We start from the raw sequence: 24994 nt of genomic DNA, 5'->3' as shown, positions 1-24994 counted from the left end.
GCATTAGCGGCGCCAGCCACTGTCATCCCAAAACGGGCGGCGTGCTTCCCGCTGAACGGCTTCGCGGCTGATGCCAATGTCTTTTAACATATCGTCGCTTAAGTGGCGCAAGGCATCACGCTCGCGACTAAGCTGGCGCCAGCGATTAAACCTAGCTCGCCATGTTACGCGGCATGGGTGCTGTTCAACTTGTTGACGTTGATCGATCTGCTGACGGCTATCGACCTGCTGGTTTTGTAGTAAGCATTCCATTTCAACCCCTCCTACCTGCGGTGCATGCCTGCTTTATCGCCCTACTCATTTAGCGCGGTGATAAAGTGTTGGAACAAGTATTGAGCAGCGCCTACAATCAATCCAACGAATACTATTTATGCACCACATCAATAAGATTGATATCTATGGCGATGCTACCCACGATTGATCACGAACTGCTGCGTACCTTTGTTGCCATTGTTGACCAGGGCGGTTTTACCCGTGCTGCCCAAACGGTGAACCGCACGCAATCCGCCGTGAGTATGCAAATTAAGCGGCTGGAAGAGGACGTTATTCAGCGCCCGCTGTTTGTGCGTCAGAGCAAACCGCTGCAACTGACCAGCGAAGGACATACGCTGCTGGGCTATGCGCGCAAAATTCTTTCGCTGCAGGGAGAGGCGCTAACGCTTCTGCGCCAACCCGATATGGTGGGTCGTGTCCGCCTGGGTGTGCCGGATGATTATGTAATGCGTTTTCTGCCCGGCATTCTGAAAACCTTTTCCCAAGCTTGGCCGCTGGTGGATGTCGATGTGCACTGCGCACCCTCATCAGTGCTCTCCCAGCAGCCGCAGGGGAGCCTAGACCTGATTATTATGACGCGGGAGATAGGCGACGAAATTGGCACCATTTTAAGGCGTGAGGCTACCGTGTGGGTCTCGGCTGAGAGTCATTGCACACATTTACAGACGCCGGTGCCGCTTGCCCTATTTGAGGCACCCTGTTTTTGTCGCCGCCATGCCTGTAATGCGCTGGATCGCGCTAACCGGGCCTATCGCGTCGCTTACAGCAGCCCGAGCTTAGCGACGTTACAGGCAGTTGTGGGGGCGGGGTTGGCAGTGTCTGCCTGGATGCGCAGCTTAGTCACCGCCGATATGCAGATATTGGGTAAAAAAGAAGGATTTCCCGAATTACCCGAATCATCCATCGTTTTATTGCGCACCTCCCCAACCCAGTCACCGATTATTAATAGCCTGGCCGAGCATATTGTTGAAGGGTTTAGGGTATAAGCTGCGTCGGTTTAAGAAACGTTAAGAGGAGGCACCAACCTGAGCGTAACTACATTGTTATACCAATGTAGTTCTGTAGACTCGGCTCATATTAAAATATATAACATTATAGTCCTGGGCATAGAACTCAATGGTATTCAGCTCACGGCCAAATCAGTTTAAAATCCAGCTCGGTCAGCATATGTCCTTTTACATGCTCGAAAAAACTTGGCCAACCCGTGCCAGAGAGGCTCTTCATCTCGCTAGTAAATCGCAATAGTTCACAGCCGACAAAGCGATGATTGCCATCTTCCACTCTTTATCTAAAGAGCTTGAAAAGCGGGCTTAGTTTCATAGTCGCGAAGTACATCAAAACTTCATCGGATTGATGGTTCCGTACCACAGCAGCCCATGAAGAGCATTAAGCCCGCCCCATAAATAAGTTGGACTAAAAGGTGCTACGCGCCATGCATGCCTAACGCCCAACAAAAAAATCAGCCGGAGGGCGGCTCCCTGCTGCTCTCCATGGGGAGATCCCTGCTTTTATTCCACGCAACAAAAAACCCCGAACACAGAGTGCTCGGGGTTTTTTGTTAATAAGTGCCTGACGATGACCTACTCTCGCATGGGGAGACCCCACACTACCATCGGCGCTAAGCGGTTTCACTGCTGAGTTCGGCAAGGGATCAGGTGGTTCACGCGTGCTATGGTCGTCAGGCGTAACTGTTAATGCATATCATGCTGACTATTGCTAAATTGTGTGCGTCTCATTGCCAAGCTTTCTGTCTTCAACAGTCAGCTCAGCGCACGTATCCGGTTTTCATTGACGTCATCATTACGACCAGACCCCTTGGGTGTTATAGGGTCAAGCCTCACGGGCCATTAGTACACGTTAGCTCAACGCCTTGCAGCGCTTCCACACCGTGCCTATCAACCAGCTGGTCTCGCTGGGCCCTTCAGGAGGCTCTAGGCCTCAGGGATGTCTCATCTTGAAGGGGGCTTCCCGCTTAGATGCTTTCAGCGGTTATCCCGTCCGACCATAGCTACCCGGCAATGCCACTGGCGTGACAACCGGAACACCAGAGGGTCGTCCACTCCGGTCCTCTCGTACTAGGAGCAGCCCTTCTCAAACATCCAACGCCCACGGCAGATAGGGACCGAACTGTCTCACGACGTTCTAAACCCAGCTCGCGTACCACTTTAAATGGCGAACAGCCATACCCTTGGGACCGACTTCAGCCCCAGGATGTGATGAGCCGACATCGAGGTGCCAAACACCGCCGTCGATGTGAACTCTTGGGCGGTATCAGCCTGTTATCCCCGGAGTACCTTTTATCCGTTGAGCGATGGCCCTTCCATACAGAACCACCGGATCACTAGAACCTGCTTTCGCACCTGCTCGACGTGTCTGTCTCGCAGTCAAGCACCCTTATGCTCTTGCACTCAATGCACGATGTCCGACCGTGCTGAGGGTACCTTCGTGCTCCTCCGTTACTCTTTAGGAGGAGACCGCCCCAGTCAAACTACCCACCACACACTGTCCTCGATCCGGATAACGGACCTGAGTGAGAACGCCAATGATGCCAGGCTGGTATTTCAAGGGTGGCTCCCTCCGAACTGGCGTCCAGAGTTCAAAGCCTCCCAGCTATCCTACACAGGCAACATCAGCGTCCAGTGTGAAGCTATAGTAAAGGTTCACGGGGTCTTTCCGTCTAGCCGCGGGTACACCGCATCTTCACGGCGATTTCAATTTCACTGAGTCTCGGGTGGAGACAGCGTGGCCATCATTACGCCATTCGTGCAGGTCGGAACTTACCCGACAAGGAATTTCGCTACCTTAGGACCGTTATAGTTACGGCCGCCGTTTACCGGGGCTTCAATCAAGAGCTTCGCCTTGCGGCTAACACCATCATTTAACCTTCCGGCACCGGGCAGGCGTCACACCCTATACGTCCGCTTGCGCGTTAGCAGAGTGCTGTGTTTTTAATAAACAGTTGCAGCCACCTGGTATCTTCGACCGGTTCGGGCTTAGAGAGCAAGTCTCATCACCCTACGCCGGCGTGCCTTCTCCCGAAGTTACGGCACCATTTTGCCTAGTTCCTTCACCCGAGTTCTCTCAAGCGCCTTGGGATTCTCTCCCTGACCACCTGTGTCGGTTTGGGGTACGGTCGCACATGATCTGAAGCTTAGAGGCTTTTCCTGGAAGCGTGGCATCAGTGACTTCCTGACCGTGGTCAGTTCGTTTCGTGTCTCGGCCTTAAGGGTCCGGATTTGCCTAAACCCTCAGCCTACTCACTTTCACCAGGACAACCAACGCCTGGCTCACCTAGCCTTCTTCGTCCCCCCATCGCAACCATGTCCGGTACGGGAATATTGACCCGTTTCCCATCGACTACGCCTTTCGGCCTCGCCTTAGGGGCCGACTCACTCTGCTCCGATTAGCGTCGAACAGAAACCCTTGGTCTTCCGGCGAGGGTGTTTTTCACACCCTTTATCGTTACTCATGTCAGCATTCGCACTCGTGATACCTCCAGCAGACTTCTCAATCCACCTTCATTGGCGTACACGACGCTCCTCTACCGCTCATCCAAAGGATGAACCCGTAGCTTCGGTACCTGGTTTAGCCCCGTTACATCTTCCGCGCAGGCCGACTCGACTAGTGAGCTATTACGCTTTCTTTAAAGGATGGCTGCTTCTAAGCCAACCTCCTAGCTGTCTGAGCCTTCCCACATCGTTTCCCACTTAACCAGGATTTCGGGACCTTAGCTGACGGTCTGGGTTGTTTCCCTTTTCACGACGGACGTTAGCACCCGCCGTGTGTCTCCCGTAATTGCACTCATTGGTATTCGGAGTTTGCATGGGGTTGGTAAGTCGGGATGACCCCCTAGCCCAAACAGTGCTCTACCCCCAATGGTGAGATACGAGGCGCTACCTAAATAGCTTTCGAGGAGAACCAGCTATCTCCGAGCTTGATTAGCCTTTCACTCCGATCCACAAGTCATCCAAATCTTTTTCAACAGATCCTGGTTCGGGCCTCCAGTTGATGTTACTCAACCTTCACCCTACTCATGGATAGATCGCTCGGTTTCGGGTCTATATCCAGCGACTGTGTCGCCCAGTTAAGACTCGGTTTCCCTACGGCTCCCCTATACGGTTAACCTCGCCACTGAATATAAGTCGCTGACCCATTATACAAAAGGTACGCCGTCACCCAACAAGTGGGCTCCGACTGCTTGTACGCACACGGTTTCAGGATCTATTTCACTCCCCTCTCCGGGGTTCTTTTCGCCTTTCCCTCACGGTACTGGTTCACTATCGGTCAGCCAGGAGTATTTAGCCTTGGAGGATGGTCCCCCGTCTTCAGTCAAGGTTTCTCGTGCCCCGACCTACTCGATTTCACATGATCAGATTTTCGACTACGGGGCTATCACCCGCTACGGCCAGACTTCCCAATCTGTTCGCCTAATCAGTCTCATGCTTAAGGGCTGGTCCCCGTTCGCTCGCCGCTACTAGGGGAATCTCGGTTGATTTCTTTTCCTCAGGGTACTTAGATGTTTCAGTTCCCCTGGTTCGCCTCGTACACCTATGTATTCAGTGCACGATACTCATCTTATGATGAGTGGGTTTCCCCATTCAGAAATGCCCGGGTCACAGGTTGTTGCCACCTCACCGAGCCTTATCGCAGGCTACCACGTCTTTCATCGCCTCTGGCTGCCTAGGCATCCACCGTGTGCGCTTCATTGATTGACCCTATAACCCGAAGGAGTCTGGATGTCGCAATGATCACGTTTCATTTTGCCGGATACGCTGACGCGTATCACAATTTAAGACCACTTCTTACGAAGTGTTCTTGTCAGCATGATATACATTGTTAAAGAGCAGCTGTTCAATGAACAGTGATAAAGCGGCATTCTGTAGCTATAGCAACACTTATAGCGACTACAGCGCAGCGACTTATCAATGGTCACGAAACATTCACAAACGGCATTGAGGTTAAAACAGGATAGTAAAGGAAATGGTGGAGCCAAGCGGGATCGAACCGCTGACCTCCTGCGTGCAAGGCAGGCGCTCTCCCAGCTGAGCTATGGCCCCAATACTAACATCACGCAAATTTGTGTAAGACTAGGCGCATTATTGCGACGCATAGCCTGCTATGCGAGTAATAATGCAACGACGTATTACGCAAATTTGGTGGGTCTGGGCAGACTTGAACTGCCGACCTCACCCTTATCAGGGGTGCGCTCTAACCAACTGAGCTACAGACCCATTTACTGACTACTCTTACAACCGCGTCGGCTGGCCGACCTCACCCTGCTTTCCATTTAAGGTCAGGGGGTGCGCTCTAACCAACTGAGCTACAGACCCGGCGATTTAACCATTACGCTTAAAAGTCACGTAGCAGCTAAACTAACTACCGTTTGCTCTATTACTTGATCAGGTAATTCATTGTGGACGCTTACCAACGGTGACGCATCGTTTAAGGAGGTGATCCAGCCGCAGGTTCCCCTACGGCTACCTTGTTACGACTTCACCCCAGTCATGAACCACACCGTGGTGATCGCCCTCTTGCGTTAGGCTAACCACTTCTGGTGCAGTCCACTCCCATGGTGTGACGGGCGGTGTGTACAAGGCCCGGGAACGTATTCACCGTGACATTCTGATTCACGATTACTAGCGATTCCGACTTCACGGAGTCGAGTTGCAGACTCCGATCCGGACTGAGACCGGCTTTAAGGGATTCGCTGACTCTCGCGAGCTCGCAGCCCTTTGTACCGGCCATTGTAGCACGTGTGTAGCCCTACCCGTAAGGGCCATGATGACTTGACGTCGTCCCCACCTTCCTCCGGTTTGTCACCGGCAGTCTCCTTAGAGTTCCCACCATTACGTGCTGGCAAATAAGGACAAGGGTTGCGCTCGTTACGGGACTTAACCCAACATTTCACAACACGAGCTGACGACAGCCATGCAGCACCTGTCTTACAGTTCCCGAAGGCACACCAGAATCTCTTCCGGCTTCTGTAGATGTCAAGGGTAGGTAAGGTTCTTCGCGTTGCATCGAATTAAACCACATGCTCCACCGCTTGTGCGGGCCCCGTCAATTCATTTGAGTTTTAACCTTGCGGCCGTACTCCCCAGGCGGTCGACTTATCGCGTTAACTTCGCCACAAAGTGCTCTAGGCACCCAACGGCTGGTCGACATCGTTTACGGCGTGGACTACCAGGGTATCTAATCCTGTTTGCTACCCACGCTTTCGCACCTCAGTGTCAGTGTCAGTCCAGAAGGCCGCCTTCGCCACTGGTATTCCTCCCGATCTCTACGCATTTCACCGCTACACCGGGAATTCTACCTTCCTCTCCTGCACTCTAGCCTGACAGTTCCGGATGCCGTTCCCAGGTTGAGCCCGGGGCTTTCACAACCGGCTTATCAAGCCACCTACGCGCGCTTTACGCCCAGTAATTCCGATTAACGCTTGCACCCTCCGTATTACCGCGGCTGCTGGCACGGAGTTAGCCGGTGCTTCTTCTGCGAGTGATGTCTTTCCTAGTGGGTATTAACCACCAGGCGTTCTTCCTCGCTGAAAGTGCTTTACAACCCGAGGGCCTTCTTCACACACGCGGCATGGCTGGATCAGGGTTGCCCCCATTGTCCAATATTCCCCACTGCTGCCTCCCGTAGGAGTTCGGGCCGTGTCTCAGTCCCGATGTGGCTGATCATCCTCTCAGACCAGCTACGGATCGTTGCCTTGGTAAGCCATTACCTTACCAACTAGCTAATCCGACATAGGCTCATCCAATAGCGGGAGCCGAAGCCCCCTTTCTCCCGTAGGACGTATGCGGTATTAGCCTGGGTTTCCCCAGGTTATCCCCCACTATCGGGCAGATTCCTATGCATTACTCACCCGTCCGCCGCTCGTCAGCATCTAGCAAGCTAGATCTGTTACCGCTCGACTTGCATGTGTTAGGCCTGCCGCCAGCGTTCAATCTGAGCCATGATCAAACTCTTCAGTTTAAGATCTATGCGGTTCTTGCCTGTCACCGAAGCAACAGAAGCGAACCAAACTTGGCTCAAGGTTCAAACGAATTCATTCAAAACAGATCCCAAAGGACGAATCCTTTAACACCCTATTGCTTGAGTCGCTTGCCTTGATATTTGGTGATTTGTCACCAACATCAGCAAGCGCCCACATGAATTACCTGATCAAATTGTTAAAGAGCGGTTTCGCTGCTTGGTTACTGTGAAAGCAACCGGGCTACCGTTGAACTGGCTTGCCTCAGCGAGGAAGGCGTATTCTACGCAGTTCCTGGTGTTTGTCAATCGCTGTTTTTTAGCGAGTGAGGCGAACGCTACTATCTGCTCTAACCTCCTGACAAACCAAGGCTTTTACACCTTATGCACCGCTGGTAACGCTTGGCGTCCCCGGCAGCGGATGCGTACTTTACGGTTTCGCTGCCGGGTTGGCAAGGGCTGTTTTGAAATAACTGTCAAAAAAGTGGTGAAAAGTACTATCTACTCGTTTTAGCTTTACGCATTACGGCTAATACAGGCCCCGAAGCGACATAAGTACCAAACAGTAATAGCAGCATTACTGAAGGTTCAACCGAAATCATCACAAACGCCAACACAATGGCTAACAGCACAACAAAAGGCACTGGCTTTTTAAAATCAAGGTCCTTAAAGCTGTAATAACGGATGTTACTCACCATCAGTACGCCTGCTGCTGCCACGACTACCAACATCAATAGTTTGAAACCAAAAGCATCAGCGTCAAAGCTATGGAAGGTCCATACACACGCGGCTACCAGCGCTGCGGCAGAGGGGCTCGGCAAGCCGATAAACCATTTTTTATCCACACTGCCAATCTGTACATTGAAACGCGCTAGGCGAAGCGCGGCACAGGCAACATACAGAAAGGCGACTACCCAACCAGTTTTGCCGATGTCCTGCAGAATCCAGGTAAAAGCGACTAATGCAGGCGCCATCCCAAACGAGATCATATCCGCCAAGCTGTCGTATTCGGCCCCAAACTCACTTTGCGTATTGGTCATTCGCGCAACACGCCCATCCAAGCCATCCAGCACCATTGCAATAAAGATCGCGACGGCAGCTGAGGTAAACTCACCATTAATGCCAGCGACAACCGCAAAGAAGCCGGCAAAAAGCGCCGAAGTGGTAAATAAATTAGGGAGTAAATAGATACCACGGCGGCGAATCTTTTTGCCGTCTTCAACAGTCTCTTCAACCACTTCGGTTTCACGCAAGAAGGCGGTCGCCAAATCCTCGTTGCCAACTACTTCTGATTGATCAGTACTGTCTTGCTGTTCAGCCTTATCAGGCTGGCCTGGTTTTGTCTGATCTGAGCCTGAGTGCTCTTGATCGCGAGCGTCCTGTGTCATAGGTTTCATCCATTAAAAGTGAAGTCACGGGAACAGTAGTCGCTTTCATTCTACACGGTGAGTGCCACTCAGCCAGCCAATTGCTGCATTGATGCCCGGGGAACCTGCACCGAAGAGGGTTAACTAAAAAAGCGCCGCTCCGGGAAAGAAGCGACGCTTATGCTTACGTTTAAGTCTTTCTTTTAAGGGCTAGCTGCAAAGGCTGCGTACTTGCGTGCTTAGAGCGACAAAACCTTATCACCCCGGGCAATACCCGAAACCCCTGTACGGGCGACTTCAAGAATACCCACCGGTGCCATGGCCTGAAGGAAAGCATCTAGCTTGCCCGCATCGCCGGTAATCTGCACCGTGTAGAGGCTTGGCGTCACGTCGACGATCTGCGCACGGAAGATATCCACCGTACGTTTCACTTCATCACGCGCCGCACCAAGCGCCTTCACCTTCACCAACATCAATTCGCGTTCGATATGGTTACCTTCGGTGAGATCCACCAGTTTCACCACATCGATCAGCTTATTAAGATGCTTGGTGATCTGCTCTATCACCCGGTCATCGCCCACAGTAGTGACCGTTAAGCGCGACAGCGATGGGTCTTCAGTAGGGGCAACGTTCAACGTTTCGATGTTGAAGTTACGCTGAGAGAACAACCCGACTACACGTGACAGCGCACCCGGTTCGTTTTCTAACAGAATCGAGATGATATGACGCATCAGGTACGCTCCGTTTTAGACAGCAGCATGTCGCGCATGGCACCTAGCGGTACCTGCATCGGATAGACGTGCTCAAAGGGGTCGACCTTCACGTCAAGAAACACCAGCTCATGCTTATCAGCAAACGCACGCTCTAGCGCTGGCTCAAGCTCGTCAAGCGTATTGACGGTAATCGCGGTGAACCCATACGCCTCAATCAACATATGGAAGTCGGGCAGCGACTCCATATAAGAATGTGCGTGACGTGACTTATAGTTCAAATCCTGCCACTGACGCACCATGCCCAGCGATGCATTGTTAAGATTAACGATCTTAACGCCCACCCCATACTGCTTACAGGTAGAGAGCTCCTGCATCATCATCTGGAAGCTACCTTCACCGGTGACGCACACCACATCATCATCCGGGTAGTTCTGTTTAATACCCATCGCGGCGGGGAAACCAAAGCCCATGGTGCCCAAACCACCGGAGGTAATTAGTCGGTTGGGCTTGTCGAACTTGTAGTACTGCGCGGCAAACATCTGATGCTGACCGACATCGGTGGTCACATAGGCTTCGCCGCGTGTGACTCGACACAGCGCCTCAATCACTTCCTGAGGCTTGAGCGCTTCACCCGGCTTGGAGGGCTCATACAACTTGCCCTCGCGGTCGGCGCGCCAGCCGTCAATTTTTTCCCACCACTCCGTCAGCGCTTCGGGATGGGCAATTTTATGCCCCTGCACCAAACTGATCATCTCATTGATAACGCTGGAAGCCGGGCCCACGATCGGCACATCGGCACGCACCGTTTTAGAGATCGAGCTCGGATCAACATCCACATGAATGATCTTGGCAGTGGGGCAGAACTTCGACGTGCTATTGGTCACCCGGTCGTCAAAACGCGCGCCAATGGCAATGATCAGGTCGGCGTGGTGCATGGCCATATTGGATTCATAAGAGCCGTGCATACCCAGCCAGCCCAAACACTGTCGGTCACTTTGGGGATACGCGCCGATGCCCATCAGCGTAGTGGTAATCGGGTACCCCAGTTGCTTGACCAGATCAGTCAGGCCTTCGCTGGCTTTACCGGTGACCACACCGCCGCCGGTATAAAACACCGGGCGCTTGGCCTTCAGCATCATCTCGACGGCTTTTTTGATCTGACCGGTATGGCCACGCGTTACCGGGTTATACGAACGCAGTTTGACCTTTTTCGGGTAAACGTATTCGTAGCGCTCAGTGGGAGCCGTCATATCTTTAGGGATATCGACCACCACCGGGCCGGGGCGACCGGTCGAGGCTAGGTAAAACGCCTTTTTCAGCACTTCCGGGATTTCAGACGGGTGACGGATCGAGAAGCTATGCTTCACGATCGGGCGTGTCACACCGACGATATCGGTTTCCTGGAAGGCGTCTTCACCGATCAGATGGCTGGCCACTTGGCCACATAGCACCACCATGGGAATGGAATCCATGTAGGCGGTGGCAATGCCAGTGACGGCATTCGTGGCACCGGGGCCGGAAGTGACTAGCACGCAGCCCGCTTTGCCCGAGGCGCGGGCATAGCCATCGGCCGCGTGCGTCGCCGCTTGCTCGTGACGCACTAGGATGTGCTTCACTTTGTCCTGGCGGAAGAGTGCATCGTAAATATGCAGCGCTGCACCGCCGGGGTAACCATAAATGTATTCGATGCCCTCATCTTGCAAGAAGCGGGCGATCATATCTGCGCCGGAAAGCAGTTCCACTGTATTTCTCCCCTGGAGGTCTCGAGTGCGATCCGCAGGACATCCTGCGGTGTCGAGTGCGGCGGTATGCCGCTGCCGGCCCAAGCCGGCACCTGATGCCAAACCCTGGCAAATGGCCCTGTTAGGGCCTGCACTCTCATCGGGAATGCTGATTTATGCCAACATAAAGCAGTCATTCCCTTTCACGGCGGTTCGCCGTGTCGGGGCGTTGGCCAGGTTGAGCGGTTAGCCCAAGCCCGGAAGTCCTTCGGCGGGTAGAGGCCTTCGCCTACCCTTCGCGCGGGAATTAGGGGTTACCCGTGAGTCCGCGCCCGCAAATCAGGAACCGACAAGATTCCATTAGCGCCCTCAGCCTGTCAACCTCCGATCAGGCCAAACGCAACAAAGGTCGCAGGAAGCCATTAAAAAAGCCCCGCCAGCAACGCTAGCAGGGCTTTTTCCCTATTCAATTGCGCAAAAAGGCGTTGCCAATAATCAGCTGAACACCAGCTTGCCCTCTTCTGCGGTGATATGGATGGTATCACCAGGGGTAAATTTGCCCCCCAGCAGGTCTTGCGCCAGCGGGTTTTCAATACGGCTTTGAATCGCCCGTTTGAGTGGCCGCGCCCCATACACAGGGTCAAAACCGACTACCGCTAATTGCGCCATGGCTTCAGGGCTAACCTCAAGCTTCAGATCATGCTCGGCAAGACGTAGCTTCAAGCGTTCCAACTGGATACCGGCAATGGCTTGAATTTGCTCTTGGCCCAGGGCGTGGAACACCACCACTTCATCAATACGGTTAATGAGTTCAGGCCGGAAGTGGTTGCCCACCACCTCCATGACCATGTTTTTCATTACTTCATAGTCACTATCGTCACCGCCCATGCGCTGGATAATGTCCGAACCCATGTTAGAGGTCATCACGATCACGGTATTACGGAAATCCACCGTGCGACCCTGTCCGTCGGTTAAGCGGCCATCCTCCAACACCTGCAGCAGGATATTAAAGACATCCGGGTGGGCTTTCTCCACCTCATCCAGCAGCAGCACCGAGTAGGGCTTGCGTCGTACGGCCTCGGTTAAGTAGCCGCCCTCTTCGTAGCCTACGTAGCCAGGAGGCGCACCGATCAAGCGGGCCACGGAGTGCTTCTCCATAAACTCGGACATATCGATACGCACCATCGCCTCTTCGGTATCGAACAGGAAGTTGGCCAGCGACTTACACAACTCGGTTTTACCCACCCCGGTGGGGCCGAGGAACAGAAATGAGCCGTTGGGGCGGTTAGGATCGGAAAGTCCCGCTCGCGAGCGGCGCACCGCGTTGGCTACAGCCTCGACAGCTTCATCTTGTCCAATCACCCGCTGATGGAGTGCCTCTTCCATTCGCAGCAGTTTGTCCCGCTCCCCTTCCAGCATTTTGGAGACAGGGATGCCGGTCCAGCGGGAAACCACTTCCGCGATCTCCTCTTCTGTCACGTTGGAACGCAGCAGTTGGTGGCTAGAGGTATCCGCTTCTCCTTCGCCGCTTTCAGCAATTCTCTTCTCGAGTTCTGGAATCTTGCCATACTGAATTTCTGACATGCGGCCTAAGTCGCCCTGGCGGCGGGCCTGCTCCAGATCAAGCCGCGCTTGTTCCAAATCGGCCTTAAACTGCGCTGCCCCCTGAATACTGGCTTTTTCAGCTTTCCAAATTTCATCAAGATCAGCGTATTCGCGCTCTAACTCGTGAATCTGGGCGCTCAAAGCTTCCAAGCGTTTTTTACTCGCCTCATCGGTCTCTTTCTTAAGTGCTTCGCGCTCCATCTTGAGCTGAATCAAGCGGCGATCCAGACGATCCATCGACTCTGGCTTGGAATCCAGCTCCATACGGATACGCGATGCGGCTTCATCGATCAGATCGATGGCTTTGTCAGGCAACTGCCGATCGGTGATATAGCGCGTCGAGAGCTTGGCCGCGGCAATGATAGCGGAGTCGGTAATATCCACGCCGTGGTGAACTTCGTAACGCTCTTTCAGGCCGCGCAGAATCGCCACAGTGTCCTCTTCGGAAGGCTCATCTACCAACACCTTCTGGAAGCGACGTTCTAGAGCGGCGTCTTTCTCGATGTACTTACGATACTCATCCAGCGTGGTCGCCCCCACGCAGTGCAGCTCGCCGCGCGCAAGAGCCGGTTTGAGCATATTGCCTGCATCCATGGCGCCTTCGGCTTTACCGGCACCGACCATAGTGTGCAGCTCATCGATAAACAGAATTACCCGCCCCTCTTCCTGGGAGAGCTCCTTGAGCACGGCCTTCAAACGCTCCTCAAACTCGCCACGGAACTTGGCACCCGCCAACAGCGACCCCATATCCAGCGAGAGCACGCGCTTATCTTTGAGGCCTTCCGGCACTTCACCGTTAACGATGCGCTGGGCCAACCCTTCGACAATGGCGGTTTTACCCACACCCGGTTCACCGATTAATACCGGGTTGTTTTTAGTACGCCGCTGCAGCACTTGAATCGTACGGCGAATTTCGTCGTCGCGACCAATCACCGGATCCAGCTTGCCGTCCAGCGCACGCTGGGTAAGATCCATGGTGTATTTGTTCAACGCTTCACGCTGATCTTCGGCATTCGCATCGTCGACGGTAGCGCCGCCGCGTAGGCTATTGATAGCCGCTTCGAGGGATTTGCGATTAATACCTGCGTCTTTCAGCAGTTTGGTGAGAGCCGAATTCATCTCGAGCGCTGCCAGCAGCACTAGCTCACTGGCGATAAACTGATCGCCGCGCTTCTGCGCTTCGCGATCGGTTAAGTTAAAAAGCTTGATGAAATCCCGCGATGGCTGCACTTCGCCGTCGAACTGCCCCACTTTGGGCAAATTATCCAATTGCTGCATCAGTCCATCGCGCAGGCGCGAGGGATTGCCCTCGGCTTTTTCAATCAGGGCCTTAATACCGGTATCTTTGGTGTCGAGCAGGGCCAGCAGCAAATGCGCTGGGTCTAGCTGATTATGACCGCGACCAACGGCCAGCGACTGCGCTTCGGCAATCGCGCTTTGGAGCTTGGCGGTAAATTTATCAAAACGCATGGAATTCCTCCTGGGGGTGCCGTGCGCTTGGACGCACCGCGTAACCCGATAACGTGTCATTAGGCGTACTAATCACGATTAGCTTGACAAGTTAAATGGCGTCAGTTCCATGCTTTTCAAGAGGTGTGTGAATAAACCACTGGTTTAATTGATCCAGATCACACTGGCCATGCGGCCGGTTTTACCGCCATCGCGACGGTAGGAGTAGAACCGCGACTCGCAGGCAGTACAGAAGTGGCCACCACTTATATTGTTTACGCCGAGTGCTTCCAAACGAAACCGCGCCAACCGGTACAAGTCGGCCATGTAATGACCCAGCCGGTAGGGACTATGATCAAAAGCGTCGGCGATGTCAGGATGCACTGCCACAAAGGCACCATAGACCTCCGGGCCAACCTCAAACTGAGCGTTGGAAATCGCGGGGCCCAACCACACAAGGATGTCCTCGGGATCGGTATTCATTGCCGCAATCGTCGCCTCCAGCACGCCACCTGCCAAACCACGCCACCCCGCATGGGCAACGGCGACCTGGGTTCCAGCGCGATTACACAGCATGACCGGCAGGCAGTCGGCTGTCAGTACCACACAGGCGTACTCATTAGACGTCGCAATGGCAGCATCCGCATCGGCGGCGTTAGGTTCAAAAACCTGCTGAACGCGGGCACCGTGGGTCTGGTTAAGCCACAGTAGCGGTCGCTCATCCCCGATCTCTTTTTGCAACAGCCGGCGACACAGTGCGACATGGTCGGGGTTATCGCCAACATGAGCAGCGGTGTTAAAAGCGGCGAAATATCCCTGACTAGGCCCTGATTCACGGGTGGTCACAAAGGCTCGTACATTGGCCGGCGCTGGCCAGTCAGGCATTAAAAGCGTCGGCCTTAAATTAATGGCATCGCTCATCTCATCGTCTCATTATCTTCGCGCAGGTAATCCAACAACATTAGCAAATCATCAGGAAGATCGACCTGAAAAGTAACGGTTTCGCCACTGACCGGATGTTTGAAAATCAACTTCCGAGCATGTAGCGCCTGACGCGGAAACTCGCGCAAGATCTCTTTCAATGGCTCCGCAGCGCCTGGCGGCAGCTTGGCACGGCCGCCATACATGGGATCACCAATCAATGGGTAACGGGCATGGGCCATGTGCACACGAATTTGATGGGTGCGCCCTGTTTCCAGTTTACAGCGTACATGGGTATGGGCACGGAACCGTTCAACCACGCGAAAATGCGTAATCGCAGGTTTGCCCGATGTCGTTACCGCTTGGCGCTTACGGTCTTTCGGATGACGGCCAATAGGCGCATCAATGGTACTGCCAGAGACCGGCTTACCAATCACCACCGCATCGTACTGGCGCGACACGCTGCGTGCCTGCAACTGATCCACCAGCACAGTTTGAGCGGGCAGCGTTTTCGCCACCATCATCAAGCCGGTGGTATCTTTATCCAGGCGGTGAACGATACCCGCGCGTGGCACTTCAGCAAGCGCCGGGTGATGGTAAAGCAAGGCATTGAGCAGCGTGCCATCCGGGTTGCCTGCAGCAGGGTGAACGACCATACCCGCCGCTTTATTAATGACGATTACCGCGTCGTCTTCATACACGATATCCAGCGCGATATCCTGCGCCTCAAAGCGCGTATCGTCTTCGATGGTGGCCTGCAGTGCCAACACTTCATCACCGTGCAGCTTGGCTTTCGGCTTGGCTTGCATGCCATCCACGGTTAATTCACCGGCATTAATCCACGCTTTTAAGCGTTCACGTGAGTAATTGCTGAACAACTCCGCCGCCGCTTGGTCTAATCGCGCACCGGCCAGTGTAGCGGGCACACGCTGCGTGTCTTCAACTATTCGAGACATGAAAAACCTCTTTAAAGCGCGAAAAAAACCCCAGCAAGGCGAAAAATCAGCCTCAGCATGGAAAAATCGATATTGACGGCACCTGACGAAACGTCGCTAAGCCTGCGTTTTATGTCGAGGTGTTTTATAGTGGGCGGACTGCGACCTATTCTACCATTTCTACTTATGGCCATCGCCGCTTTTTGGTGATTGAGGCTTGTTTGCAACGAGGATGAAGATGCGCGTTTTTTCAGCTGCCAACCGCTTTGGTGCTCTAGCCCTAAGCCTTGCCCTTTTAGCGGGCTGTGCGAGTAACGACACCAGTGAAGAAGAGGAAGATGAATTTGCTGGGGTGCAAGAGCGCGAGCTCTATGAATTGGCCCGCACGGCCTTAGACAGCAACCGCTACCCGATCGCGATAGAGCGTTTAGAAGCGCTTGATACCCGCTATCCTTTTGGCGCCCATGCTGAGCAGGCACAGCTTGAGCTGATCTATGCCTACTATGAAAATAGCAATTGGGAAGAAGCCCGGGCAGCGGCTAGCCGCTTTATTCGCCTTCACCCCGACCACCCCCAGGTTGACTACGCCTACTACCTTCGTGGCCTCTCGGCGTGGCAAGCAGGACGTTTTAGCTTAGAGCGCCTGCGCCTAATTGATATCTCCAAGCGCGATTTGGGCGCCTCGCGGGATGCCTACAATGATTTCCGCGAGCTGATCCAGCGTTACCCACAGAGTGAATATGCGCCGGATGCCCAGCAGCGCATCGTCTATCTGCGTGAGCTAATGGCCCGCCATGAACTACATGTCGCCGATTATTACCTACGCCGCGGGGCCTATTTGGCAGCGGTTGAACGCGGCCGCTGGGTCGTCGAAAACTATCCTGAATCAAGCGCCACCCGGGATGCCCTAGCCACCATGGTAGAAGGCTATCAAGGCTTGGACATGGATGATCGCGCCAATGAGGTGCTAGCTGTACTGCGTGAAAACGCGCCTGGCCACGAACAGCTGCAGGGCAGCCGTTTTGTCCCCAAGCATTTAGGCCAAGATGATTAAGCCTATGAACATGCTGCAACAATAAAAGCGATACACATCCGCAAAAAAAACCACGCTTCGGCGTGGTTTTTTTGTGTTTGCTTTAGCGCTAGGCCCGGCTTATGCGCCGGGCTGCCAGCCATTAACAATCGGGTAGCGGCGGTCCCGGCCAAAACCGCGTGGCGTCACCCGTACGCCAATCGGGGCTTGACGGCGCTTATACTCGCAGCGGTCAACGAGCTTAACCACTTTATAAACGTCTTCCTCGTCAAAACCAGCGGCAATAATTGCCTCAGCGCTCATATCGCCTTCAATGTAGCTGACTAAGATCGCGTCGAGCACATCGTAATCGGGCAAGGAGTCGCTATCCTGTTGATCAGGCGCCAGCTCGGCACTGGGTGGCCGCTCGATCACCCGCTCAGGAATGGCAGGTGATTGCGTGTTGCGCCAGCGGGCAAGGCGATAAACCCAGGTTTTATACACATCCTTAATAGCGTTATAGCCGCCCACCATATCGCCATACAGCGTGGCATACCCCACCGCCATTTCGCTCTTGTTGCCGGTGGTCAGCACCATCAAGCCTTTCTTATTGGAAATCGCCATTAGCAGCACACCGCGGCAGCGCGACTGCAGGTTTTCCTCGGTAGTATCACGTTGCGTACCGGCAAAGCTTTCAGCAAGCGTCCCCATAAAGGCGTCGACCATGGGTTCAATCGGCATGATCTCGTAGTGCACGCCGAGCATATTGGCCTGCTCTGCAGCGTCCTGCTTGGAAATATCCGCCGTGTAGTGATAGGGCATCATCACCGCCTGCACCCGTTGAGGGCCCAGTGCGTCAACCGCAATCGCCAGCGAAAGCGCGGAATCAATGCCGCCGGAAAGCCCCAGCACCACGCCCTCAAAACCGCTCTTGTTGACGTAATCGCGCAACCCGGTCACGAGCGCACAGTAAAGGCTCTCTTCCGGCTCTACCTCAGGGTCAATCTCTCCGGCTTGGGGTTCCCACACCGTCGCGCTGGTTTGCAAAAACTGAACCGGCATCAGGCCCGCCTGCCAATACGGCGCCAGCACCTGCAGCTCACCGCTGGCGTTAACGCAGCAAGAGCCGCCATCAAAGACCAGTTCATCTTGGCCACCGATGGTGTTCACATACACAATTGGAAGCTGCGTATCCTGGGCATGCTCCTCCAACAGGCGCAGCCGTTCCGCGGGCTTGTCTTGGTGATAAGGAGAGGCGTGCAAGGAGACCAGCACCTCAGCGCCCGCTTGCGCGGCGGCCTTAACCGGCGCGCCATCCCAAAGGTCTTCGCAGATCACGATGCCTAGTTTGGCGCCTTTATGCTCATACACCAGCGTCTCAGTGCCGGGCGTGAAATAGCGCTGCTCATCGAACACTTGGTAGTTAGGCAGCGCCTGCTTGGCGTACTCAGCTTCCCACTGGCCGTTGTAGAGTACCCCAGCCAAGTTGTAACAGTGGCCTTCCCGCACGCCGGGATAGCCGATGATCACCAACACATCACTGGCGACCTTCGATGCCATTAGCGCGCGAGCTTCACGCAGACGGGTTTCCATAGAGGGGCGCAGCAGCAAATCTTCCGGCGGGTAGCCCGACAAAAAAAGCTCTGGAAAGACAACAATATCCGCCCCATGCTCAATCCGCGCTTCGCGCACTGCTTCAATCGCGCGTGCGGCATTGCCGGGAATATCCCCGACCAGAGGATCGAGTTGGGCCATTACCAGCGTTAAGTCTTGCATGGGCGTCAAAATCTCTTGAGAATCTTTGAAATAGGGTTACACCGTCATCGTCGTATTGTCCCGCAAGGGCCGCCAACTGGCAAAGGCCATGCGTCAATCCCAAGCCTAGTTCCCTCATTCGGGAGACAAAATAAGGATGAACCTCTTGATCATTCGGCTGATTATCTTCGCCGTTGTATTTTATGCCGGTTTAAAGCTCTACGGCATCTACCGACAACGTAAGCTTGAGCATGAAGCACAGCATAAACAAGTCAATCGCCATGAAGGCGGTAAAATGGTGCGCTGTCGCTGGTGTGAGGTGCACGTACCCGAAGATGAAGCGCTGCGCGACCACGAGCAGTGGTTCTGCTCCAGCGCGCACCGTGACCGTTTTTTACAAGAGCAGCAGGATAAAGACGGCGCGCCTTAAACCTGAATAAGCCGCTCGGGCGTAGGCTGGTAAGGCGCGGGGTCGATCAATGGCTCGCGCCCAAGCAGTTGATCCGCCAATAAATGGGTCGAGGCAGGCGCCAATACCAAGCCATTACGATAGTGCCCCGCATTGATGTATACGTTAGGCCATTCTTGAAGGGCGCCGATAAAAGGAATGCCCGCTGGCGAACCAGGGCGAAGCCCGGCCCATTGATGCGCTACCGGGCAGGTTGCCAAGGCAGGCAGAATGGCCTCGGCGCTGTGTTTTAGCGATGCCAGCGCTGCCGCGTCGGTGGTCTTATCAAACCCAGCTTCCTCTAACGTAGAACCGACCAACAGCAACCCGTCTGCACGCGGAATAATATAACGCCCATCTTTTAACACCACACGCTGCACTAACCCTTTGGGTGCCTGGTAAGCGATCATCTGCCCTTTTACCGGCCTTACCGGCAGTTGCACCTTCAGCTGAGCCAATAGTTGAGCAGTCCAGGCACCGCCACACACCACAATGCGCCCAGCGATTAACGGCCCTTGTGAGCTAACCACGCCCTCCACCTGGCCCTCCTTTTGGATAAAGCCACTGACCTCGCACTGCTCTCTCAGCGTTACCTGCGGCATCGCCGTTAGCCGCGCCTTCAACGCTTTGGCTAAGCGCGGGTTACGCACACTGCCCAGGGTCGGCATCCATAGCGCACTGTCGCCCGCCATTGCCACGCCAGGCTCTTTATCGCGGACGAAATCTGCCCCTACCCGCTCTAGCGGTTTGCCCAGCTGTCGAGCCCAGCACAGAGCACTATCGGCGTCATCTACGTTCAGGTAGAGCAGCCCTCTTTGGCGATACTCAGGATCAATGCCTGTCTCTTCCAGCAAGCGTAAAGCCAACGAGGGGTAAACCCCTTCTGACCAGCGGGATAGTTGCGATATCGCAGCATCGTATCGCCATGGATAAAGCGGTGAGACGATACCGCCACCGGCCCACGACGCCTCTTTACCGCACTCGCCACGATCCACCAGCGTGACCTGCTGACCCGCATCGGCTAACTGTAGCGCCGTCATCATGCCGATCACGCCGCCACCAATAATTAAGAAATCGCTCACAACATTGTCCGTTTTGGCTTACATAAAAAATAGTGACTATCGCCTAGGATGATTAAACCACCAACTGATCATGGCCGTTGACACCGGGCACTGAGCATAGCGCGGGCAATAACAAGGTCAAGTAAGGAGAGGCGATGAACGATGGCCATAACGGCGCGCGCACGCTACCTGAAAGCGGGTTTACGTTGCTTGAGCTAATGATCACGCTGCTATTAGTCGGCATTATGGCTGCCTGGGGGCTACCTAATTTTCAAGCATTGGGTGAGCGAACCGCGCAGACCAGCGAAGTCAATCGATTACAAAGCGCGTTTTCATTAGCGCGCAATACGGCCATCAGCCAGCGTCGCCAGATCACGCTTTGTCCGGCGGCTGAGGACCGCACGGCATGCAGTAGCGAATGGGGCGGTGAGCTCATGATCGTAAAGGGGGATCAAACAGATAATATTCAAACCGACGATATTTTGCACATTATGCCTGCCGAGCGAGGCACACGAGTAACTTACAGCCGGGGCTGGTCGCGCATTCGCTACAGCTCATTGGGCTATACCAGCGGTTATAACGGCAGTTTTGCTATTTGTTCAGGCCACGGTGCCGAAGAGTCGCAGGGGAAAAAGCTAGTGCTGAGCCAGTTGGGCCGTCTGAGAATCGATGAAGCGCCTATCGATTGCTAGGCGCTTCAGAGCAGAGTGCAACGTTACCCGGCAATACCGTCTAAATAACGCTCGGCATCCAGCGCCGCCATGCAACCGCTACCGGCAGAGGTGATCGCTTGGCGATAAATGTGATCCATGACATCACCGCAGGCAAACACACCCGGCACGCTGGTCGCGGTGGCGTTGCCTTCAAGGCCAGAGGTTACCTTGATGTAGCCGCCGTTCATGGCTAACTGACCTTCAAAAATGCCAGTGTTGGGGCTATGACCAATGGCGATAAACAAACCTGGCGCATGAATCTCTTTGCTTGAACCATCTTTAGTGGATTTGACCCGTACGCCTGTAACACCCGAGTTATCGCCGAGCACTTCTTCCACTTCCTGGAACCACTCAAGGGCGATCTTTCCGGCTGCTGCTTTCTCTAATAGCTTATCTTGCAAGATTTTTTCTGCTCGCAATGTATCCCGGCGATGTACCAGAGTGACTTTGGAGGCAATATTGGAGAGATAGAGCGCCTCTTCCACGGCAGTATTGCCGCCACCGACCACAATGACTTCCTGGTTGCGGTAGAAAAAGCCATCGCAGGTCGCGCAGGCCGATACCCCTTGGCCCATAAACTGCTGTTCGGTAGGCAGGCCCAGGTAACGTGCGCTGGCACCGGTGGCTATAATAAGTGCATCGCAGGTATAAACACCGCTGTCACCCTTTAAGGTGAAGGGTTTTTCACCTAGGCTGACCTCATTGATATGATCAAACAGCACTTCGGTATTGAAGCGTTCAGCGTGTTGCTTCATGCGCTCCATTAATTCGGGGCCTTGAACGCCTTGGGCGTCACCCGGCCAGTTATCCACGTCGGTTGTGGTGGTCAATTGCCCACCCGCCTGAATACCGGTGATCAGCAGTGGCTTCAGGTTTGCCCGCGCGGCATACACAGCAGCCGTATAGCCTGCCGGGCCGGATCCAAGAATAATCAAACGCTCATGACGAGTTTCCATGACACCACCTTGTAAAGATCTGACTGATAGCTTTATTGAGAGCTGTGTAAAAGCTTTATAAAAAATTAGGCACAGAGTCTGCCTGAAATGGTGCCAAGTACAAGCTATTGCAAGGTTTCGTCTACGCTATTAGGCGAAGAAACCTTGAAAGCGACGATGCAAACACCCATGTGTTATTACTAAATCAACGCCATACTGGGGTAAGCCATACTAGGGTAATCAATACGACAGGAAGATCGTGACCGTCACGCTGAGGGCAACACTCAGCAATCAGAGGAGAGACACATGAGCAAGACACCCGATACGCTAAGTACCTTAGAGGTGGGCAGTAAAACGTACCACTATTACAGCCTACCCAAAGCGGCAGAGGCACTGGGCAGCATTGACCGGCTACCCAAGACGCTCAAAATCCTACTCGAAAATCAGCTGCGCTTCGGCGATGACGAAAGTGTTGCTGAAGAAGACATGCAGGCCCTGGTCGACTGGCAGGCCGAAGGTAAATCCAGCCGTGAAATTGGCTATCGCCCGGCACGCGTATTGATGCAGGATTTTACCGGCGTACCCGGCGTAGTGGATCTAGCCTCTATGCGCGCCGCTGTCGAGAGCCTCGGTGAAGACCCCGCGAAGATCAACCCGCTCACCCCGGTTGATCTGGTTATTGATCACTCAGTCATGGTCGATAAGTTTGGCAACCAAGCGGCGTTCCAAGAGAACGTTGATATCGAGATGCAGCGTAACCGCGAGCGTTACGAGTTTCTCCGCTGGGGTCAGCAGGCGTTTGACAACTTCAGTGTCGTGCCCCCTGGTACCGGTATCTGCCACCAGGTAAACCTGGAGTACCTTGGCAGAACGGTATGGACTAAAGACGAAGACGGCAAGACCTTTGCCTATCCAGATACTCTCGTCGGCACTGACTCCCACACCACGATGATTAACGGATTGGGTGTATTAGGCTGGGGCGTTGGCGGTATTGAAGCTGAAGCCGCCATGCTTGGTCAGCCTGTCTCTATGCTGATTCCCGAAGTCATCGGTTTTAAATTGACCGGCAAATTACGCGAAGGCATTACCGCGACAGACTTGGTACTTACCGTTACAGAAATGCTGCGCAAGAAAGGTGTGGTGGGTAAATTTGTCGAGTTCTACGGCGACGGTTTGAAAGGCCTGCCGTTGGCGGATCGCGCTACCATTGCCAATATGGCCCCTGAGTATGGCGCTACTTGTGGCTTCTTCCCAGTGGATGAAGAAACCCTGAACTATATGCGTCTTACCGGTCGTGAAGATGAGCAAGTCGCGCTGGTAGAAGCCTATAGCAAAGCCCAAGGGCTGTGGCGAGAACCCAGCGATGAGCCGATCTTCACCGACGCTCTGGAACTGGACATGACCGAGGTGGAAGCCAGCCTTGCCGGCCCCAAACGTCCGCAAGACCGGGTCGCCTTACAGGATATGGCGGCAGCCTTTGACAAGTTCATGCAGGAAGATAGCAAGGCCAAGCCAACCGAAAAGGGTAAGTTCTCCTCTGAAGGTGGCCAAACTGCAGTAGGTGTAGAGCGCAGCTTCGAACATGACACCAGTCAAGCCGTTAAGCTTGATGACCATGACTTTAGCCTTGACCCCGGCGCGGTGGTCATCGCGGCCATTACCTCCTGCACTAACACGTCCAACCCCAGCGTTATGATGGCGGCCGGTTTGTTGGCACGTAAAGCCCGTGAAAAGGGCTTAACTACCCAACCGTGGGTGAAAACGTCACTGGCGCCCGGCTCTAAAGTGGTCACCGACTACCTTGCTGCCGCTGGCCTCAATGATGACCTGGATGCGTTAGGCTTCAACTTGGTCGGTTACGGCTGTACCACTTGTATCGGCAACTCCGGCCCGCTGCCTGATGAGATCGAGCAGGCCATTAACGAGGGCGACCTCGCCGTGGCCTCGGTGCTGTCTGGTAACCGGAACTTCGAAGGCCGGGTTCATCCCTTGGTTAAAACCAATTGGCTAGCCTCCCCGCCCCTGGTGGTCGCCTACGCCCTGGCAGGTAACGTTCAACGCGACCTTACCAAAGAGCCACTGGGTCAAGGCAGCGACGGTGAGCCTGTCTATCTCAAAGACATCTGGCCCACTCAAGCAGAGATCGCCAGCGCCGTTGAGAAGGTCAATACCGCGATGTTCCGTAAAGAGTACGGCGCGGTGTTTGAGGGTGACGACGTCTGGAAAGCCATCGACGTTTCAGAGAGCAAGGTCTATCAGTGGCCTGAATCTACCTACATTCAGCACCCCCCCTTCTTTGAAGGTATGGGCCGTGAGCCGGATGCCATCGAAGATGTGCACAACGCTCGTGTTCTAGCGATGCTAGGCGACTCGGTAACCACCGACCATATCTCCCCGGCGGGCGCCATCAAGCCTGACAGCCCGGCAGGTCGCTACTTACAAGAGCACGGCGTTAAGCCGGTCGACTTCAACTCCTACGGTTCACGCCGGGGTAACCATGAAGTCATGATGCGCGGCACCTTCGCCAACGTGCGGATCAAAAATGAGATGCTCGATGGCGTTGTCGGTGGTGAAACACGCCACGTGCCCAGCGGCGAGCAGATGGCCATTTACGATGCCGCGATGAAGTACAAAGAGGAAGGCAAACCGCTGGTCGTGATTGCCGGTAAAGAGTACGGCACCGGCTCTTCACGGGATTGGGCAGCGAAAGGCACGCGTCTGTTGGGCGTTCGTGCCGTGATCGCCGAATCCTTTGAGCGCATCCACCGCTCTAACCTGATCGGCATGGGCGTTGTGCCGCTGCAGTTTGCCGAAGGCGAAAGCCGTAAAACGCTGGGCCTAACCGGGGATGAAGAAATTTCGATTGCCGGTTTGAGCGACCTAACGCCAGGTGGCACGGTCAAAGTGATGATTAAAAATGCCGATGGGGAACGTAGCGTTGATGCCAAGTGCCGAATTGATACGGTAAACGAGCTGGCTTACTACCGTCATGGTGGTATCCTTCACTACGTGCTGCGCAAGATGATCGGCGCAGCCTAAAGGTAAAACCTACCAATGCTTGCATGCCCCCACTTCGGTGGGGGCTTTTTTTGGGCTTGATCTAGCAGATTGCTG

The 24994-nt window shown here is 54.3% G+C and carries 16 protein-coding genes, 2 tRNA genes and 3 rRNA genes; 5 read left to right on the top strand and 16 right to left on the bottom strand.

From position 1 onward, the window contains the following. Window positions 1–3 precede the first annotated feature (3 nt). Window positions 4–252 carry a DUF1127 domain-containing protein gene (locus KO116_RS04585; protein WP_035556833.1) on the bottom strand — a complete coding sequence of 83 codons (249 nt, stop codon included), beginning with the start codon at window positions 250–252 and terminating at the stop codon, window positions 4–6. Window positions 253–398: 146 nt separating this feature from the next. On the opposite strand from KO116_RS04585, the gene KO116_RS04580 reads away from it, so the two are divergent. Then, window positions 399–1259: a LysR substrate-binding domain-containing protein gene (locus KO116_RS04580; protein ID WP_035556836.1), complete on the top strand. Its 861-nt coding sequence runs from the start codon at window positions 399–401 to the stop codon at window positions 1257–1259. Between the two features lie 142 nt (window positions 1260–1401). On the opposite strand, the gene KO116_RS25680 is transcribed toward KO116_RS04580, so the two are convergent. The 12 genes from KO116_RS25680 to rluD all read right to left on the bottom strand — a co-directional run bounded on the left by KO116_RS25680 (window position 1402) and on the right by rluD (window position 15977). Beyond that, complete coding sequence (locus KO116_RS25680; protein WP_235272550.1) at window positions 1402–1497, bottom strand: peptide-methionine (R)-S-oxide reductase; 96 nt, start codon at window positions 1495–1497, stop codon at window positions 1402–1404. Window positions 1498–1840: 343 nt separating this feature from the next. Then, window positions 1841–1956: ribosomal RNA gene (gene rrf, locus KO116_RS04570) — 5S ribosomal RNA — on the bottom strand. 143 nt (window positions 1957–2099) lie between these two features. Continuing rightward, a 23S ribosomal RNA gene (locus KO116_RS04565) occupies window positions 2100–4988 on the bottom strand. A 266-nt stretch (window positions 4989–5254) separates the two neighbouring features. Further along, window positions 5255–5330, bottom strand: a tRNA-Ala gene (locus KO116_RS04560). A 97-nt stretch (window positions 5331–5427) separates the two neighbouring features. After that, window positions 5428–5504, bottom strand: a tRNA-Ile gene (locus KO116_RS04555). 212 nt (window positions 5505–5716) lie between these two features. Continuing rightward, a 16S ribosomal RNA gene (locus tag KO116_RS04550) occupies window positions 5717–7248 on the bottom strand. The 16S, 23S and 5S rRNA genes sit together here with 2 tRNA genes alongside, the layout of an rRNA operon. A gap of 494 nt (window positions 7249–7742) precedes the next feature. Further along, window positions 7743–8642 carry a CDP-diacylglycerol--serine O-phosphatidyltransferase gene (gene pssA / locus KO116_RS04545; protein WP_442905818.1) on the bottom strand — a complete coding sequence of 300 codons (900 nt, stop codon included), beginning with the start codon at window positions 8640–8642 and terminating at the stop codon, window positions 7743–7745. Window positions 8643–8851: 209 nt separating this feature from the next. Continuing rightward, on the bottom strand, window positions 8852–9343 hold the full coding sequence (gene ilvN / locus KO116_RS04540) for an acetolactate synthase small subunit (protein ID WP_007113940.1): 492 nt from the start codon (window positions 9341–9343) through the stop codon (window positions 8852–8854). Next, the gene (locus KO116_RS04535; protein WP_035562860.1) at window positions 9343–11067 is read right to left on the bottom strand and encodes an acetolactate synthase 3 large subunit; all 1725 of its coding nucleotides are present in this window, start codon (window positions 11065–11067) and stop codon (window positions 9343–9345) included. Before KO116_RS04535 ends, ilvN begins: the two co-directional genes overlap by 1 nt. A gap of 474 nt (window positions 11068–11541) precedes the next feature. Further along, window positions 11542–14121, bottom strand: a complete 2580-nt coding sequence (gene clpB / locus KO116_RS04530; protein WP_035562856.1) for an ATP-dependent chaperone ClpB — start codon at window positions 14119–14121, stop codon at window positions 11542–11544. Between the two features lie 144 nt (window positions 14122–14265). Next, complete coding sequence (gene pgeF, locus KO116_RS04525; RefSeq protein ID WP_035562854.1) at window positions 14266–15021, bottom strand: peptidoglycan editing factor PgeF; 756 nt, start codon at window positions 15019–15021, stop codon at window positions 14266–14268. Then, complete coding sequence (rluD, locus tag KO116_RS04520) at window positions 15018–15977, bottom strand: 23S rRNA pseudouridine(1911/1915/1917) synthase RluD (RefSeq protein ID WP_035562851.1); 960 nt, start codon at window positions 15975–15977, stop codon at window positions 15018–15020. Before rluD ends, pgeF begins: the two co-directional genes overlap by 4 nt. A 217-nt stretch (window positions 15978–16194) precedes the next feature. On the opposite strand from rluD, the gene KO116_RS04515 reads away from it, so the two are divergent. Then, window positions 16195–17010, top strand: coding sequence for an outer membrane protein assembly factor BamD (locus tag KO116_RS04515; protein WP_035562848.1), 816 nt, complete (start codon window positions 16195–16197; stop codon window positions 17008–17010). Between the two features lie 99 nt (window positions 17011–17109). Here KO116_RS04515 and KO116_RS04510 read toward each other — a convergent pair whose 3' ends face one another. After that, window positions 17110–18744 (bottom strand): NAD+ synthase, encoded by a 1635-nt coding sequence (locus KO116_RS04510; RefSeq protein WP_035562846.1) that lies wholly within the window; start codon window positions 18742–18744, stop codon window positions 17110–17112. 136 nt (window positions 18745–18880) lie between these two features. Between KO116_RS04510 and KO116_RS04505 the strand changes: the two genes are divergently transcribed. Continuing rightward, window positions 18881–19153, top strand: a complete 273-nt coding sequence (locus tag KO116_RS04505) for a PP0621 family protein (protein ID WP_008959223.1) — start codon at window positions 18881–18883, stop codon at window positions 19151–19153. Here KO116_RS04505 and thiO read toward each other — a convergent pair. Next, a complete protein-coding gene (gene thiO / locus KO116_RS04500; RefSeq protein ID WP_035562843.1) occupies window positions 19150–20253 on the bottom strand; it encodes a glycine oxidase ThiO in 1104 nt (367 codons plus the stop codon). The two genes, KO116_RS04505 and thiO, sit on opposite strands and share 4 nt — an antisense overlap. A 134-nt stretch (window positions 20254–20387) precedes the next feature. Between thiO and KO116_RS04495 the strand changes: the two genes are divergently transcribed. Continuing rightward, window positions 20388–20924, top strand: coding sequence for a GspH/FimT family pseudopilin (locus KO116_RS04495; protein WP_035562840.1), 537 nt, complete (start codon window positions 20388–20390; stop codon window positions 20922–20924). Between the two features lie 23 nt (window positions 20925–20947). Here the strand turns inward: KO116_RS04495 and trxB are convergent, their stop codons facing one another. After that, window positions 20948–21901: a thioredoxin-disulfide reductase gene (gene trxB, locus KO116_RS04490; protein WP_035562837.1), complete on the bottom strand. Its 954-nt coding sequence runs from the start codon at window positions 21899–21901 to the stop codon at window positions 20948–20950. A gap of 285 nt (window positions 21902–22186) precedes the next feature. On the opposite strand from trxB, the gene acnA reads away from it, so the two are divergent. Beyond that, window positions 22187–24919 carry an aconitate hydratase AcnA gene (acnA, locus tag KO116_RS04485; RefSeq protein ID WP_035562835.1) on the top strand — a complete coding sequence of 911 codons (2733 nt, stop codon included), beginning with the start codon at window positions 22187–22189 and terminating at the stop codon, window positions 24917–24919. Window positions 24920–24994 lie beyond the last annotated feature (75 nt).

It is taken from the genome of Halomonas sp. KO116, from assembly GCF_000734975.2.
Lineage (GTDB): Bacteria > Pseudomonadota > Gammaproteobacteria > Pseudomonadales > Halomonadaceae > Vreelandella > Vreelandella glaciei.
Note: the sequence above shows the minus strand (reverse complement) of the source record. Positions and strands in the feature narration are given on the sequence as shown.

Bases quoted from the DNA above. Each gene is read 5' to 3' on its own strand.
- pssA (WP_442905818.1), bottom strand. From the start codon at position 8,642: ATGAAACCTATGACACAGGACGCTCGCGATCAAGAGCACTCAGGCTCA.
- KO116_RS04505 (WP_008959223.1), top strand. From the start codon at position 18,881: ATGAACCTCTTGATCATTCGGCTGATTATCTTCGCCGTTGTATTTTAT.
- KO116_RS04510 (WP_035562846.1), bottom strand. From the start codon at position 18,744: ATGCAAGACTTAACGCTGGTAATGGCCCAACTCGATCCTCTGGTCGGG.
- KO116_RS04495 (WP_035562840.1), top strand. From the start codon at position 20,388: ATGAACGATGGCCATAACGGCGCGCGCACGCTACCTGAAAGCGGGTTT.
- ilvN (WP_007113940.1), bottom strand. From the start codon at position 9,343: ATGCGTCATATCATCTCGATTCTGTTAGAAAACGAACCGGGTGCGCTG.
- acnA (WP_035562835.1), top strand. From the start codon at position 22,187: ATGAGCAAGACACCCGATACGCTAAGTACCTTAGAGGTGGGCAGTAAA.
- KO116_RS04580 (WP_035556836.1), top strand. From the start codon at position 399: ATGGCGATGCTACCCACGATTGATCACGAACTGCTGCGTACCTTTGTT.
- KO116_RS04585 (WP_035556833.1), bottom strand. From the start codon at position 252: ATGGAATGCTTACTACAAAACCAGCAGGTCGATAGCCGTCAGCAGATC.
- KO116_RS04515 (WP_035562848.1), top strand. From the start codon at position 16,195: ATGCGCGTTTTTTCAGCTGCCAACCGCTTTGGTGCTCTAGCCCTAAGC.
- trxB (WP_035562837.1), bottom strand. From the start codon at position 21,901: ATGGAAACTCGTCATGAGCGTTTGATTATTCTTGGATCCGGCCCGGCA.
- pgeF (WP_035562854.1), bottom strand. From the start codon at position 15,021: ATGAGCGATGCCATTAATTTAAGGCCGACGCTTTTAATGCCTGACTGG.
- clpB (WP_035562856.1), bottom strand. From the start codon at position 14,121: ATGCGTTTTGATAAATTTACCGCCAAGCTCCAAAGCGCGATTGCCGAA.
- rluD (WP_035562851.1), bottom strand. From the start codon at position 15,977: ATGTCTCGAATAGTTGAAGACACGCAGCGTGTGCCCGCTACACTGGCC.
- KO116_RS25680 (WP_235272550.1), bottom strand. From the start codon at position 1,497: ATGAAGAGCCTCTCTGGCACGGGTTGGCCAAGTTTTTTCGAGCATGTA.